This window comes from Nitrospira sp. Nam80, from assembly GCF_965152575.1.
Genome location: NZ_OZ224216.1, coordinates 3197611 through 3212390 on the forward strand (window position 1 = coordinate 3197611; position 14780 = coordinate 3212390).

Consider the following 14780-nt stretch of genomic DNA (forward strand, 5'->3'; position numbering starts at 1 on the left):
GTGCCGGGCAATCGGTTGCGAGCAACCGGGGGTGCGGCGGTGAAAAGCCTGCCTGGGGCGGGCGGGTGAGATGGCCTCCTCTTTACATGTCATAACGTCGCTAATGACACTTCGTCGTCGCCTGAGGGAAAGGCCGAGTCGTGCGTTGAAGGCCGGCCAGATAATCGGCTAATCGTTCCACGTCGCGAGCGAATCGCAGGAACTCCTCTCGTTGAAAATTTAGCGTAACGGCGCCATACGTAAGATGCAATCGGCCACATCCGCAGACATCGAGCATCGTATGTCCATCCTGATTTACGTGCGACATCCATGACTCCTTTCGAGGTCGATCGTATCAGCGCCGTCATCTTGCCTCGGACTGCGCGTCAAGAGCCCTCTGAGCGCTTCCATGTCCCAGGTGGCGAGTTCGTGGACGATGTGATGCCTCAGGATACGCGCAGGATCGATCAAGAACGTGCTCGCTTTCGCGGATTGAGAAGACATCCCGTAGGCTCGATGAAGTCGATTCAACGGATCCGTCAATAATGGCACCGCCATATCCCGCCATTCTTGATGGGCACCGGGCTGAAGCAACATCCGATCGGACACGACTCCTAACAAGACAGCGCCCGCACGACTGAAGAAGGTCGCTTGGCTGTTGAGACAAATAAGATCGTCCGTCCGCAACGAGCCAGGGAAACACAGGGCAACCCATCGACCCGCGATGAAGTCCGGGTCCAGGCACCGGTACTCTCCTTTCACGACCGCAGTGAGGCGCAATTTGGGAATGGCTTTCCCAATCGAGACCGTTATGCCTCGCCTCTCGATTGGACCGGCATGGACAGAATTCGATGCGACACCGTCCAGGCATCGGTCTGTGAGTATTGGTGGTAATAGTTTCATAGTGATATCCCTTCCTGGGTCAGTACCGCCCTCTCCTAAACGGACTGAAATAAAAGATTCAGGAGCGGGCACACCCTGCCACACCGCTGTCCTCAATCATCTCGTCGAGGTTTCCTTCGCACCGTCCGCAACACCCTTCATCAAGGCCCATCGCCTGCCTCACACGTTTTGCACATCCGGCGGTCCGTACGACGATGTCCTCAAACTCGGATTCACGGATGCCCTTACACAGACAGATGAACATAGTACCCTCCTAGATCCTTCCTTCACGCTTCATAATCCTTGAGGCTCCGGCGATGCCGGGCAGTTGTTGATACTAGTTATCAATATCATAACATGCCTGTCAAGGTTGAAAAACGGCCCTATCGAAGAAGGCGGAATTTAACTCATGCCGGCGCGTCGATTCCGTGCCGCAAGCCGACATTCCGCCTTGACACAAGATTGCGCATTTACCAAGATGGTTTTCATGGCACCGTGGCGAGATCTACTGAAGAGAGGGAGTTCGAGATGCCCTGGGAAACACCATACTTCCGTGAAATCAAGATGAGTTCTGAGATTGGGGCCTATCAGGAAGACTTTGACGAGCGCGTCCCCGAAAAGATGGTGCCGGCGCGGCCGTTGAATGAACAGGCGGCGCAGATCCCCGCACAACCCGGCACAGGGACATAGCCCCATGTGGGTACGAGTGTTGGGATCGGCCGCCGGCGGCGGATTCCCGCAATGGAATTGTGCCTGCCATAATTGCCATGGCTGGCGACAGGGAGCCATTCAAGCTCAAGCGCGAACACAAACCTCGATCGCCTTCAGCGCGGATCGACGTCATTGGTTCTTGCTCCACGCTTCACCGGACATTCGCGCACAGATCGAGAGCTTTGCACCGCTCCATCCGAAAGCGGGCCGCGAGACGCCCCTCGCCGGTATTTTCTTGACCAATGGAGATCTGGATCAGTGCCTTGGTTTGCTGTCATTGCGTGAATCCCAACCGCTCCACCTGTATGCGACCGCTCGTGTCCGCGACGGATTCATTCAGGGCAACGTGTTGTATCGAACGTTGAATCGAACACCGGATCAAATCACCTGGCATGCATTGAAACTTCACGCGAGAGAAGAACTCCTGCCTCTCCCGGACGGTCGGCCGAGCGGGCTGCTGATGACGGCGATTCCGGTCCGAGGCAAGGTACCGCTTCATCTGATGGGTGAACTCCCGCCCGATGAAGAAGATACCATCGCGCTTTCGATCCGCGACGTCGCGTCCGGACGCACGCTGGTCTATGCTTCCTGCGTGGCTGGTCCGAGTCCGGACTTCCTACGCCTGCTTGACGGTGCCGACTGCCTCTTTTTTGACGGCACTTTTTGGACCGATGATGAATTGATTGCACTGGGTCTGGGACAACGGTCTGCGCGCGAGATGGGTCATTGGCCGTTTCAAGGTCAGGACGGCAGCGTCCGTATGCTCTCGTCGCTCCGGATCGCCAGGCGGATTCTTATCCATATCAACAATACCAATCCCATTTTGGATGAACGGTCGCACGAACGGCAGCTCGTCGACTCGGCTGGGATCGAAGTAGCGTACGACGGCATGGAGATAGTCCTTTGAGTACCGAGAAAAAGCGGGCTCCTCTCAGCCAGGCGGAATTTATCGCCCTGCTTCGCACCGAGGGGCACCGTCGCTATCATGACCAGCATCCGTTTCACAGGCTGATGCACGAAGGCCGCTTGACACGTCATCAACTGCGGCAATGGGTCTTGAACCGGTACTATTACCAGACCAGAATTCCCATCAAAGACGCCCTCATTCTTTCGAAGTCGGAGGATCCCGCCTTTCGCCGCTCTTGGATCCGTCGCATTCAGGATCATGACGGGATCGGAGACGACGACGGTGGTCTGGCTCTTTGGCGGCGGCTTGCTCGTGGGGTCGGCCTTGACGACAACGAGGTTCAATCCCTTCGCTCCGTCCTGCCCGGCGTGCGGCTCGCGTGCGACGGCTATGTCTCATTCGTGCAGCACGCCTCGCTTGTCGAAGCCGTGGCTTCCTCGCTTACCGAACTTTTTGCGCCTGATCTCATGTCGGCTCGCCTCGCCGCGTGGGAACGCCATTATCCTTGGGTCGACCGTGCCGCGCTGGAGTATTTTCGAACCCGAGTGCCGCGCGCCGCCCGTGACTCGGAAGAGGCCCTTTCGTTTGTTCTATCCCAGGCCGTCGATTATGAGAGCCAGATGCGCTGTGTATCGGCGCTCATTCGTAAAACTGAGATTTTATGGGACCTCCTCGACCACCTGTACGAGACCTTTGTGATCGATGGTTCCGGGGAGAACGATTGCCATGACCCGATACAGCCGTCCTGCATTGACCAGAAAAGCGCGGCTTCGGTTCGATCCGATCTCGCATGACTATTTCTTGCTTTGCCCGGAGCGGGGTCTCGTCCTGAACCGCACGGCGAGCGAGATTGTACGGCTCTGCACCGGAGCCAATACGGTCGCCATGATCATCGAGATCCTTGCAGCCGCCCATCCGGACTCGCCTCCCCCGGCCCTGGCGCATGACTTAGCTGAGTTTCTGTTTGCGTTGGAACGGCGGGGCCTTATCAAGGAAGCAACGGCATGACGTGCGAACGGCCCTACACACTGATCGCCGAGTTGACCTATCGATGCCCCCTTCGTTGTCCCTACTGTTCCAATCCGACGAATTATTTGCACCGGCCCGCCTTGGAGACCGGCACATGGCGGCGATTATTCCGGGAGGCGGACGCGCTGGGCATCGTTCAACTCCATCTGACGGGAGGCGAGCCGTTATTGCGCGATGATTTGGAAGATCTCATCCAGGCAGCGCATGGGCTCGATCTGTACACCAATCTCATCACCAGCGGCGTCCCCCTCGACCAACCGCGGCTTGATCGGCTAATACAATGCGGGCTCAACAGTGTGCAATTGTCTATTCAAGCGGCCGCGGTTCCTTCGTCCGACCGAATCGCGGGCATATCGTGTTTCAATCGCAAGCTTGCCGCCGCTCGATGGGTCAAGGAATCGGGACTGCCGCTCACGATCAATGTGGTGATGCACCGGCAGAATCTTGATGAAATCGAGGACATCATTGCAATTGCCGAAGAGATGGAAGCGGATCGCTTGGAATTGGCCACGACGCAGTACGCCGGTTGGGCTTTCATCAATCGCGGCGCACTGCTTCCGAGTAAAGAACAGCTTGATCGGGCTCGGCTCCGGGCGCGGGAGGCAAAGGCCCGGCTTTTGGGTCGTATGGAAATTCTGTACGTGCTGCCAGATTACTATTCCGACGTGCCCAAGGCCTGCATGGATGGGTGGGGGCGACGCTATGTGGTCGTGACACCGGATGGACTCGTCCTCCCCTGCCACGCGGCCCATACATTACCGGACGTCACACCCGATCGCATCACGGATCTGCCGCTCAGCGAGATCTGGGAATCATCGGTACTATTCCAGCGCTTTCGCGGCGAAGAGTGGATGCCGGCGCCTTGCCGCACCTGCGAGCGGCGCTCGGTGGATTTCGGGGGATGCCGCTGCCAGGCTTTTCATCTCACGGGAAATCCAGCGGTGACCGACCCCGCTTGTGCCCTTTCGCCCGATCACGAGATTGTTCTCCGGGCCAGAGCCGATGCCGCGTGCTCCGACACCCCTTCGTTTCGGTATCGCGCTCTGACAATGATCCCATGAAGCGCCTCATGGATTTGAATTTTTTGATTCTGCTGGCCGGCACGATGCTCCTCGCGCTGGTTGTGTTCAGTAAACATCCGCCGCTGTTGGGCGAGGCCATCCGGACATCCGCAAAGCTGCTCGGCGGCGTCTGGCCTGAGCTTGTGCTCGGATTTCTTCTGGCAGGGCTCTTGGAGGTTTTGATTCCGGAAGGACAATTGGTGCAATGGCTCGGCGGACAGAATCTACTGTACGGCATTCTCATGGGTTGGGGCATCGGACTTTTGCTTCCCGGCGGTCCGTACCTGATTTTTCCGATCGTGGCGAATTTGCTTCGACAAGGCGCGTCGCCGGGGCCATTGATCGCGCTGATCACGGCCAAGGTGCTTCTGAGTCCTATTCGCATGCTGAGCTATGAAGCGCCGCTCCTCGGCTGGCCCATGACCCTCTCGCGGCTGCTGCCGGGCTTGCTCGTCCCGCCGCTATTGGGATGGATAGGACAATGGCTGTACGATCTTTTTGATCGTCGATGGTAGGCGCTACGACGCCGCCCGAGGAGCCGGTGGACCCAGCACCTGAATCGGCATCGCCGTCGTTGAAGCTGTGGTGTCCCGTCCCGTTCTTGGCGATGAAATCTTCCCTCAGAATGGAGAGGCGTCATGAAAACTCCCTTGGCCTTCCTTGCCGCCGCCGGCTGCCTCATCTTGACGGGTGTCGCTTGCGCGAGAGCGGGCTCTCTTCCGCTGGACCAAATTAGACTCCCGCCGGGATTTTCCATCAGTCTATATGCCACCGACGTCCCGAATGCGCGGGGCATGGTCCTCGGCGCGAACGGCACCCTGTTTGTCGGGAGCAAGCAAGACGGCCGGCTCTACGCGATAGTGGATGGCGGTGGAGACCGTCGGGCGAACCGCGTCTATACCATCGCGCGCGATCTCCACATGCCGGTTGGCGTGGCGTTCAAAGACGGTGCTCTCTTTGTGTCCTCGGTGGACCGCATCCTGCGCTTCGACGCGATCGAACAACATCTGGCCGATCCGCCGGCCCCTGTGGTCGTGACTGATCGCGTGACCAAGGAAACTTCCCATGGATGGAAATATCTCGCATTCGGTCCGGACAAGAAACTGTATGTCGCGGTCGGCGTGCCTTGCAACATTTGCGATCCGGAACCGGATCGCTTTGGACTTATTGCGAGGATGAACCAGGACGGAAGCGATTACGAAATTGTCGCCCGCGGCATTCGGAACTCGGTCGGGTTTGATTGGGATCCAGCGACCGGTCACTTATGGTTCACGGATAACGGCAGGGACTGGCTGGGCGACAATCAGCCGCCGGACGAGTTGAATCATGCTCCGTCTGCCGGCCTGCACTTCGGATTTCCCTATTGCCATGGCGGCACGATCGCCGATCCCAAGTACGGCGCCGATCAGCCCTGTGATCGGTTCACGGCGCCGGTCCTCAACCTGGGGCCCCATGTTGCGGCCTTGGGCATGCGTTTCTACACCGGCGCCATGTTCCCGCCGGAGTATCAAGGCCGGATCTTTATCGCGGAACATGGGTCTTGGAACAGGAGTGAAAAGATCGGCTATCGGATTTCATTGGCCTCGCGGGACCAGCAGGGACAATGGCGATACTCCATTTTCGCGCAAGGCTGGCTGCAAGGAGCGGAGGCTTGGGGAAGGCCGGCCGATGTCCTGGTCATGCCGGACGGCGCCCTGTTGGTATCGGACGATCAAGCCGGGGTAATCTATCGCATCGGCTATCAGGAGGCCCGATAGCGCGCATTGTTCTTCCAATTCCCTTGATCAGACTTTTCCGCTTCCGCACACTCTGGCGTGTACACAGCCCTCATTCGCCGGGTTCAGGATCAACAGCCATGGCCCCAGGTCGCCTGATTTTTCTTCTCTCCGTCGCCAGCATTGCCATGGCCTTGGCCCCCGCATGGGGAAAGGGGCCTGACTTTCCTCCGCCCGCCCATGAAAGCCCTCCACCCCAGGATGTATTCCTCGTCGACAAATTGAACGAAGGCGTGCCGCCGTCTGGCGGGCCGCTCAATCTTCGCACCCCTCAAGAGACGCTCAAAAATTTCTTCGACGCCTCCCGTGAAGGAGATTTCGCAAAGGCCAGCCGGGCGCTGAACCTCGCCTCGATTCCGATCGCCGACCGGCCATGGTACGCCCCCTACTTGGCCGAACGTTTTTATTATGTCTTAAATAAACAGCCGTGGATCAATCGATCCACGATTCCCGACCGTGAAGACGGGCAACTCGACGGCGACAGCAGAGCATCATCGCCGGACGCAGGTAAGCCCCGACGCAGTATCAAAGTCGCCACGATACCCCTGAACCAATGGGATGTCGAAATCAGGCTCGAACGATTCAAGCCCTCCGACGGGTCGGCCGTCTGGCTGTTTTCGCCCGCGACCGTCGAGAAGATCATTCCCCTCTATCAAACATACGGACCAGGCCCGCTCGTTCAGTATTTTCCTCCTTCCGTGCGCCGGCATTTGTACAACGGCGATCCCGTCTGGCAAGGGTTGATCATGCTGGTGAGTACGATTGCGGCGGCGGCACTCGGCCTGTTCATGGAACGCCTCATTGTGTTTCTGCTTCAGCGGTTCGGAGGCACGTTCGTCAAAGTCGCCGCGTCGCGTACTCAAGGCCCCATCGTGCTGCTGATGTCCGCCTTCGTCTTCTACTATGTGACGTACACATTGTTGTCGTTGTCCGGGCCGGTATTCGGCCTCTTCGAACCGATCGTTTCCGTCGTCTTGATCATCGCGGTGACGTGGCTGGGCATCCGAGTGATCGAATTGTTGGCTGAAGTCTATAGCAATATTTACCGGGATAAGATCGCGCTCGAGGAAGAATCGGAAGCACGCAAACTGCTCACTCATGTTTCCGTTATCCGCCGGCTTGTGATCTTCTGCGCGGTTTGCGCCGGCGTCGGCGTGGGAATCTATCAGGCCCGCATCTTGGACGGGTGGTCAACGTCGTTCCTGGCCTCGGCCGGCATCCTCAGCGTTATCATCGGCATCGCCGCTCAAAATGTACTGGGGAATATCCTGGCCGGCGTGCAGATTGCGATCACTCAGCCGGCTCGAATCGGGGATAGCGTCAGTTTTGAAGGGAATTGGGGTTATATTGAGGATATCGGCTTTACCTATGTCACGATCCGCACCTGGGATGCCCGGCGACTGGTGGTCCCGGTCGCGTATTTCATTTCCCACCCGTTTGAAAATTGGTCCATGCGCGAATCGAACGTGCTCAGCGTCATTCACTTGTTCGTGGATTACGGGACAAATATCGAACTTGTGCGCGCCAAATTCGCCGAGCTCTTGAAGACCTGCCCGCTATGGGATGGACGGGCCGAGCCCTCCGTGCAAGTGATTGGTGTCCGGGAGCAATGCATCGAACTTCGCGCTATCTGCAGCGCGAAGGATGGACCGACGGCATGGGATTTGAGCTGTCTATTGCGGGAACAACTCGTGGCCTTCGTCCAATCGCTTGAAAACGGACGGTTTCTTCCCAAGTACCGTGTTGTGGAAAGTCAGGGAGAAGCCATCCCAAACGGTCAACCGAGGCCGGCCCAACCGACTCAGTTCACCGATGATTCCGATCGCGCGCCGCGGCGAGCCTATGCGCGCAATCCTTCGGCCCCACCCGAGGGCGGACACTCTTGATCATTTCCATCGCGGAGACACCTGCGCGGCTATTGCCGTGGTCCGCCGTTCTGCGATTGAAGCAAGTCCAATAAATCCGCCAGCGCCGCGGTCTTCTGCCTGAGTACGTCACGTTCCATTTTTGCCTGCTTCATGGCGGCGGAATATTGTGTACCGTTCGAAAAACAGGCGGAGGTAAGGGAAAGCAGACGTTTGCATTCCTCCTCAAACTTCCGTTTGACCGCCTGATTCCCCGCGAGGATATCACTGATCTGTGCCCGGCTCGCAGAGAGGTGGGCCTGCAGTTCATGCTCCTCAACCATGCCGGTGCCGATTTCATTCAAGCAATGATCGAGGCTCTGCCCAAGAGAAACGTAGAGTCTGATGACCGTTTCGATGATTTCGATATGGATTTGAGCCGCCGTGGTTCCGCGCATAGGTGTCTCCTCGCTTTGCATTGCCGCGGCCGCCGATGCTCCGACCATCGTTCCGGCAGCCCGCGCAGAAAGCCTCCCTCCTGTTCATCATAACGCATAATGTGGCTCTTTATTGTCAGCCGTTGAGCGCTATTCGACGATAGCCCGGCGATATTCGAACTTGAAATCCCGACGGCTTCAAGAGAAAATCGCGTGCGATCATGTCTCTCGTTCACCTCTGTCCGATCGCATTGGTCAGCGTCCCGAACAGGCACACAGTTTTCCCTGCCTCTGCATAAGACCAACGATGCAGCACCTGCAATCATTGTCGTCAGTCAGAGCCGCGCACGTGCTTCCAGCAGCAATCATCCTCCTATGCATCGTATTGATTCCACTGTCGCTCGTCCATATTCCTCCGTTGGTGGACTATCCGAATCACATGGCCCGTATGCAGATCCTGGCCGATGACGGCCATTCCGAGTATCTCAGCCGGTATTACCGAATTCGCTGGGATATTCTTCCTAATCTCGCGATCGATGTCCTCGTCCCTGCGCTTGCCCGCCTTGTCGGAATTGAGATCGCCGGAAAGATCTTTATCGGCCTGACATTGTTCTCGCTGTCCGGGGGTGTCATCGCGCTGCACTACGCGCTCCATAAACGTTGGTCATGGTGGCCCCTCACGGCCTTTTTGTTCCTTTTCAACAGCATTCTGCTGTGGGGATTCCTCAACTATCTGTTCGGACTGGGCTTGGCGATCTGGTGTTTTGCCGGCTGGGTTGCCTATCGCCATCGACCTGTTTGGCAAACTATGCCGTTATTTTCCGTCCTGACGGTTCTGCTGTTTTTTTCTCACCTGTTCGCCTTCGGCGTCTATGTTCTTCTTCTGTCGGGATATGAACTTGGACAGCGATGGCGGCACCGGCCGGCTTCGCCCCGACTGGTCGAATCAACGTTGGCGAAGGCAGCGCTGTCATTATTGCTTCCGACCGCCCTGCTATTGGCCTCCCCTACTTTCTGGCCTCGCTCCGATCAGCTCCCATTGGCCATGAAAGGAACCTCAACCGTTTCTTCGGTGACCTTTGTCCCATTTTCAACCAAAGTCGAAGCTATGAAGGGGACGATCAGAACGAATCATCAGACCTTGGATCGTGCGACGGTCGGCGTTTTGCTTGCCGTTATCCTCGGCGGATTTGCGTTCAGACGACTGTCGATCTGTGGACCGATGTTTGTCCCGCTGGCCATTCTCGGCATCGCCGCCCTGGCCATGCCCAGCACTATCGGCGCCATGTCGATGGTGGAAATCCGCATGCCGATCGCCTTCGTCCTTCTTGCGGTGGCGGGCTCCGACTGGAAGCCTGTTCCTCGGCGGTGGGCCGTAGTCCTCGCCGTTTCGCTTGCGTCCCTTTTTCTTCTTAGAGTCGGCTATGTTTCCCTCCGATGGCAGGAAGCCGATTTTCATTACACCCAATTCGTAGAGGCCTTGGACCGGTTACCGCAGGGCGTGCGCTTATTTTCGGCGATCAAATTGGGTTCGACCAATCCGGTGGACATCAGCGAGACTCGTCATCCAGAACCGATTCCAATGGCGAATTTGGCTTGCTGGGCGGTGATCACCAGGGCGGCGTTCGTCTCCAATATTTTTTCCGCCCCCAGCCAGCAACCAATCGAACTGACTCCTCCCTACAGCGCGATGCCGGCCATGGAGGAATTTATCAGCCACCGGCGGCCTATCCCTTGGAATATCATCGGGAAACACTACGATTATCTCGTCGTACGTCGCGGACAAAATTTACAACCGCCGCTTCCCGCTGAATTCGTTGCCGCCTTTTCAGGAGATGAGTTCCAGTTCTACCGCTTGCCCGGCCGCTAGCCTGTCCCTTTCTGGCACTCTACCGTCTATTTGCGTTCTCTTGACGATTTTGCTACGATAAACCCTGTTCAACACGCAGGACCTCGTGTTGAAGCTTGACATAAGCAGGTCTGTCACCGATGTTGTTCGATCCGGGAGAGTGTTCGGAAGCCAGACCAAGGTTGCCCACGTCGCTTCGCGCCTTCGGCCCGCTACTTCCTATCGACCCTTCTCGCGTCCGAGACAATGTCATCTTTAGAAGGAGAATCCCGATGGGTTCAAAGTTGTATGTCGGCGGGCTGCCATACTCTGCCACCGAGTCACAGTTGAACGATTTATTCGCTCAACACGGCACGGTGGAGTCGGCGCGGATTATCACGGACAAATTCACCGGGCAATCGCGAGGCTTCGGCTTCGTCGAAATGTCCAGCCAAGAAGAAGCCCAGGCAGCCATTTCGGCCGTCAACGGGACACAGATGGAAGGCCGCACGCTGACCGTCAATGAAGCCAAGCCGCAGGAACCACGTTCCGGCGCTGGGCGATTCGGCGGCGGAGGCGGAGGCCGGGGCGGAGAAAGCCGCGGTCGCGGTCGTTTCTAAGCGAACGCCCGTTTTGACTCATGGAGAGGGAGCGCCCGCTCGGCAGGCGCTCCCCTCTTATATCGGAAAGCCACTACTCCCCGCGTGATCGCCTTCTCTCAACGACCGGTCCCTATCACCAGAGCGTGCCACAACATCTGGACCAGCGTCCTATTTGGCATTATTACCGTCAGCGCCATGGTCGTCGTCCCGGCGTTCGGATATCTGTATGGCTACACAACGCTCGACTGGGTGCTGTTCGTGTGCTTGTACGTCGTCTCCGGGCTCGGAATCACGGTCGGGTATCACCGGTTCGCCGCACATCGCAGCTTTGACTGTCCGAACGGAGTCAAAGTGGCCTTGCTCGTTGCCGGTGGCTGGGCGCTCCAAAACACCGTGCTCAAGTGGGCGGCGGATCATCTCCGGCATCACGCGCAGTGCGACAAGCCGGGGGACCCTTACAATGCCCGGCGCGGATTTTGGCACAGCCATTGCGGCTGGCTGTTCGCCACGGACCGCTATACCGATGAACGGTATGCCGCACGTCTGAGGCAGGACCCGATCGTCATATGGCAATCCCGCTATTACGTGCCGATCGTGCTCTCCGGACTCGCCTTGCCGTTTATCGTGGGCCTCTTGGCCCATGGTTGGATGGGAGGGATCGGTTGCTTTTTGCTCGCCGGCGTCGGACGCACGTTTGCGGTGCTCAATTCAACATTCTGCATCAACTCCGTGTGCCATCTTTGGGGAAGCCAACCCCATAGCGAATCCAACTCAAGCCGCAATAACTGGTGGATCTCGTTGGTCACATTCGGAGAGGGATATCACAATTATCACCATGCCTATCCGAGTGATTATCGAAACGGCTCACGCTGGTACAACTTCGATCCGTCCAAGTGGCTGATTTTCACTCTCTCGAAAATCGGCTTGGCCAAGTCGCTCCGCACAGTCTCCACTACATAAAACTTATCCTTCGTCGCTCAATCCATTGAGTCGCGGGATCGCCGTGCGATGTCTGTCGGCCGGCAGGAGGTGGTGAGGAAGAAAAGCCAGGCCCGCGATCATCGTAGGAACCACCGCGCTGGCAATGACAGCAGCCACCAGAAACGAATATTGCTGCTGGGTCACGATCCCGTGAGCCAGTCCATAGAGCGAAGAGATGGTTCCAAAGGTGAGACCCGTCGACATCATCAATGTATAGAACCAGCGCTCATTCCGCTCTTGGCGAAAGAGACCGACGACTGGGTAGAGGCCGATGATCTTGGAGAGCACCTTCCCCACCAATAAGAGCAGGAACACCATGGGAGCCGACACGAGGGCCGGTAATGAGACCAGTGTTCCGGCTCGGATGAAATAGAACGGCGTCAGGAAACCCACGGTCAGCGTCCGTAATCGACGAATCCACTGCTGGTCCCTGGCTGCGGTTCCGGCCAAGACGATTCCGGCGACGTAGGCGGGTAAGACGGCTTCACTGCCCGACCACAGAGCCATCGCCCCGAGGCCGAACAAAATCAGCATGACCCATTTCGTGCGAATAGCGGCGGTCCTATTTGCGTACCGCCCCGTCATCCATGCCATGAGCCCGGGTAAAAGGGCGAGAACTAGGATGCTGGAGAGGATAAATATAACTGTCTTGTATGTGAATGGGGCGAACAGGAGTCCAAGGACGATGACGGTTCCCAGATCATTGATGAAACAAGATCCCAAAATTCCTTTGCCGAACTCGGTACGATTGAATCCGGTTTCAAGCATCACGGCATACACCACGGCCATCGATGTCGTGGAGAGGGCGATCCCGCACAGCAAGCTGGCTCTGACGTCCCAGCCCAGCACATAATAGGCGCCGGCTGCACAGCCGACAAAAGGAGCCAGAAATCCGACGAAGCCTACCATGCTGATTTCAGTCAGCTTGGTCCGAATGACGACCGGATCGAGTTCGGCCCCGGCCAAAAAAGTCAGCACGACCGCGCCGGACGAGGCGAGAAACCGTACCCATTCCATATTCGCCCCGAGCACATCGCCGAGATCGAGCGCTGCCATTAATGCCGAAGCAGCCACGCCCACACAGATTTCGACGAGTGCAATCGACAGACGAAGACGGGACGCGATAAGAGCCGACAGCACCGCCAAGGCAAGCCACAGAGAAGCAATGAAAAAGAGCTGGTCCATGCAGGAGTCCTCCTTTGTTCCGCCGGAGCGCAGGACGTGCGCTCACTTCGGCGCGAGAGCCGTGCGCGATGATTCCATGGCTACCGATGTAGCGTAGGAGTCATCAGCCCCGGGCAGGGCGGTTGTACGGGGGACTCCATCCCCTGTGTACCGGCTACTTTACTGGAAAAGAGTGGGAAAGAAAACGAATTTCGCGGCGCAAGGAGTGCAACGCACGGACCTCCGCGGCAGCTCGGAGTCCGCTTTCGACGGCTCCATTCATGTAGCCTTGCCAGCGCAGGCTCGTGTGTTCTCCGGCAAAGAGAATGCGGCCGAATGGACGAGCCAGCCATTGACGAAGGGACGTGTCATACTGAGGGCCGAACACGGCATAGCCGCCGCCTGCCCATGGGTCCTGCTCCCAGCTGACTGTCTCGAACGCGAGTAACGTTCCGCGCGACGCCCCCAACCAATCAAGCCGCCGTACCAGTTCCTGCGGTCCCACGTTCGCAAGCAGCTCTTGTGTGGCCGCACTCGCCGATCCTCCGGCCATGAGGCAGAGAATGCCGTGACGCCCTTTCTGTTCTTCATTGCCATCCCAGACTGCACCGGTCGACAGATCCGTCCCATAAGCCAGCGGGCGGCCACGTCTACGCCAGAATCGATGATCAAACTGCAGCAGAGTCTTTGTGACGGGACCGTACCGGAGCTTCGTGATCGCAGTCCGTTGTTGATGAGGTAAAGGCGGATCAAACTCCAAAGAGCGGAGCCTTCCGGCAGGCAGGGCTACAATGACATAATGGGCCCGTACCCGCTCCTCATCTCCGCTTGCCATGCGAACCGTGAGGAGCACTCCGGTTTCGCCCTGGCAAATCGCGAGAACTTCATGCCGCAATCGCACGCGCTCGCGAAGCTCGGCGGCCAGCGCGGACGACAAGGCATCGTTGCCGCCTTGGATCCGGTACATGCGTCCTTTTCCCGGTGTGTCTGACGCGATCTGATCAACGAGCGCGAGAAGCGACAGATCGGCCGGATCTCCCAGGAAGAAACCCCGCAGACCGAACAGCATGCTTGAAACATTGGGATGAAGTCGTGCCCGCTTCATCCAATCTGCTACGGACAGAGAGCCCAATTGTTTTGCCACGGCCCCGTCCCATCGTTCTTCGCTCCACCGGTATGCCTGAATGAATGGATGCAAGGCTTCGGCAAGCTGATGCCAGACCTTTTCACTACGGATGGGGAGACCAATCTTGCCATCGCGTCGAGAACGTACAAACGCAAAGCCCGACCGCAGAATCGGAGTCAGCGTGAGGCCATAGCTGCGTACGAGCCGGCACATTTCGCTGTGATCCTCATCGATAAAGTCGCCGCCGGCTTCCGCATGCTGCTCATCCGCAAATTCCTTTCTCATTGTCAACACACGGCCGCCGGTGCGATCGCGGGCCTCGAAGACCGTCACGGCCGCTCCCCACTTCTTCAGTTCCACGGCGGCAGCGAGACCGGCCAAACCGGCGCCTACCACGACAACGGAGCGGCCTCGAAGCGACGGATCAGTCGTCATCCTGTACCCCTAACCGGCG

16 protein-coding genes and 1 riboswitch are annotated in these 14780 nt (G+C 57.8%); of the genes, 11 read left to right on the forward strand and 5 right to left on the reverse strand.

All coding sequences use genetic code 11. The features are described 5' to 3' along the window. Nucleotides 1-100: 100 nt before the first annotated feature. Together ACWGXE_RS14945 and ACWGXE_RS14950 are read right to left on the reverse strand one after the other, a co-directional pair. A complete protein-coding gene (locus ACWGXE_RS14945) occupies nt 101-307 on the reverse strand; it encodes a hypothetical protein (RefSeq protein WP_447598667.1) in 207 nt (68 codons plus the stop codon). Further along, nucleotides 295-882 (reverse strand): redoxin domain-containing protein, encoded by a 588-nt coding sequence (locus ACWGXE_RS14950; protein ID WP_447598669.1) that lies wholly within the window; start codon nt 880-882, stop codon nt 295-297. The genes ACWGXE_RS14945 and ACWGXE_RS14950 overlap by 13 nt, the downstream gene beginning before the upstream one ends. Nucleotides 883-1218: 336 nt before the next feature. On the opposite strand from ACWGXE_RS14950, the gene ACWGXE_RS14955 reads away from it, so the two are divergent. From ACWGXE_RS14955 to ACWGXE_RS14990, 8 genes are all read left to right on the forward strand, one after another. After that, nucleotides 1219-1551 (forward strand): hypothetical protein, encoded by a 333-nt coding sequence (locus tag ACWGXE_RS14955; RefSeq protein ID WP_447598670.1) that lies wholly within the window; start codon nt 1219-1221, stop codon nt 1549-1551. A 4-nt stretch (nt 1552-1555) separates the two neighbouring features. Next, on the forward strand, nt 1556-2479 hold the full coding sequence (pqqB, locus tag ACWGXE_RS14960; RefSeq protein WP_447598672.1) for a pyrroloquinoline quinone biosynthesis protein PqqB: 924 nt from the start codon (nt 1556-1558) through the stop codon (nt 2477-2479). Then, the gene (pqqC, locus tag ACWGXE_RS14965) at nt 2476-3273 is read left to right on the forward strand and encodes a pyrroloquinoline-quinone synthase PqqC (RefSeq protein WP_447598673.1); all 798 of its coding nucleotides are present in this window, start codon (nt 2476-2478) and stop codon (nt 3271-3273) included. The genes pqqB and pqqC overlap by 4 nt, the downstream gene beginning before the upstream one ends. After that, nucleotides 3206-3487 (forward strand): pyrroloquinoline quinone biosynthesis peptide chaperone PqqD, encoded by a 282-nt coding sequence (gene pqqD, locus ACWGXE_RS14970; RefSeq protein WP_447598675.1) that lies wholly within the window; start codon nt 3206-3208, stop codon nt 3485-3487. The genes pqqC and pqqD overlap by 68 nt, the downstream gene beginning before the upstream one ends. Then, nucleotides 3484-4569 (forward strand): pyrroloquinoline quinone biosynthesis protein PqqE, encoded by a 1086-nt coding sequence (gene pqqE, locus ACWGXE_RS14975; RefSeq protein WP_447598676.1) that lies wholly within the window; start codon nt 3484-3486, stop codon nt 4567-4569. The genes pqqD and pqqE overlap by 4 nt, the downstream gene beginning before the upstream one ends. 8 nt (nt 4570-4577) lie before the next feature. Continuing rightward, on the forward strand, nt 4578-5084 hold the full coding sequence (locus tag ACWGXE_RS14980; protein WP_447598677.1) for a permease: 507 nt from the start codon (nt 4578-4580) through the stop codon (nt 5082-5084). Between the two features lie 123 nt (nt 5085-5207). Continuing rightward, nucleotides 5208-6326, forward strand: coding sequence for a PQQ-dependent sugar dehydrogenase (locus ACWGXE_RS14985; RefSeq protein WP_447598678.1), 1119 nt, complete (start codon nt 5208-5210; stop codon nt 6324-6326). 98 nt (nt 6327-6424) lie between these two features. After that, nucleotides 6425-8230 carry a mechanosensitive ion channel family protein gene (locus ACWGXE_RS14990; protein ID WP_447598680.1) on the forward strand — a complete coding sequence of 602 codons (1806 nt, stop codon included), beginning with the start codon at nt 6425-6427 and terminating at the stop codon, nt 8228-8230. Between the two features lie 29 nt (nt 8231-8259). On the opposite strand, the gene ACWGXE_RS14995 is transcribed toward ACWGXE_RS14990, so the two are convergent. Continuing rightward, the gene (locus ACWGXE_RS14995; RefSeq protein ID WP_447598681.1) at nt 8260-8646 is read right to left on the reverse strand and encodes a hypothetical protein; all 387 of its coding nucleotides are present in this window, start codon (nt 8644-8646) and stop codon (nt 8260-8262) included. Between the two features lie 286 nt (nt 8647-8932). Between ACWGXE_RS14995 and ACWGXE_RS15000 the strand changes: the two genes are divergently transcribed. The 3 genes from ACWGXE_RS15000 (at nt 8933) to ACWGXE_RS15010 (ending at nt 12015) form a co-directional block, all read left to right on the forward strand. Next, nucleotides 8933-10495, forward strand: coding sequence for a hypothetical protein (locus ACWGXE_RS15000; protein ID WP_447598682.1), 1563 nt, complete (start codon nt 8933-8935; stop codon nt 10493-10495). A 251-nt stretch (nt 10496-10746) separates the two neighbouring features. Then, nucleotides 10747-11073, forward strand: coding sequence for an RNA recognition motif domain-containing protein (locus ACWGXE_RS15005; RefSeq protein ID WP_447598683.1), 327 nt, complete (start codon nt 10747-10749; stop codon nt 11071-11073). A gap of 84 nt (nt 11074-11157) precedes the next feature. Continuing rightward, nucleotides 11158-12015 (forward strand): acyl-CoA desaturase, encoded by an 858-nt coding sequence (locus tag ACWGXE_RS15010; RefSeq protein WP_447598685.1) that lies wholly within the window; start codon nt 11158-11160, stop codon nt 12013-12015. Between the two features lie 3 nt (nt 12016-12018). Here the strand turns inward: ACWGXE_RS15010 and ACWGXE_RS15015 are convergent, their stop codons facing one another. Both ACWGXE_RS15015 and ACWGXE_RS15020 read right to left on the reverse strand, forming a co-directional pair. Beyond that, complete coding sequence (locus tag ACWGXE_RS15015; RefSeq protein ID WP_447598687.1) at nt 12019-13221, reverse strand: cation:proton antiporter; 1203 nt, start codon at nt 13219-13221, stop codon at nt 12019-12021. Between the two features lie 87 nt (nt 13222-13308). Next, nucleotides 13309-13374: riboswitch (Fluoride riboswitch) on the reverse strand. A gap of 1 nt (nt 13375) precedes the next feature. Next, entirely contained in the window at nt 13376-14761 is a 1386-nt protein-coding gene (locus ACWGXE_RS15020) for a flavin monoamine oxidase family protein (protein ID WP_447598689.1), read from the reverse strand. Between the last annotated feature and the right edge of the window lie 19 nt (nt 14762-14780).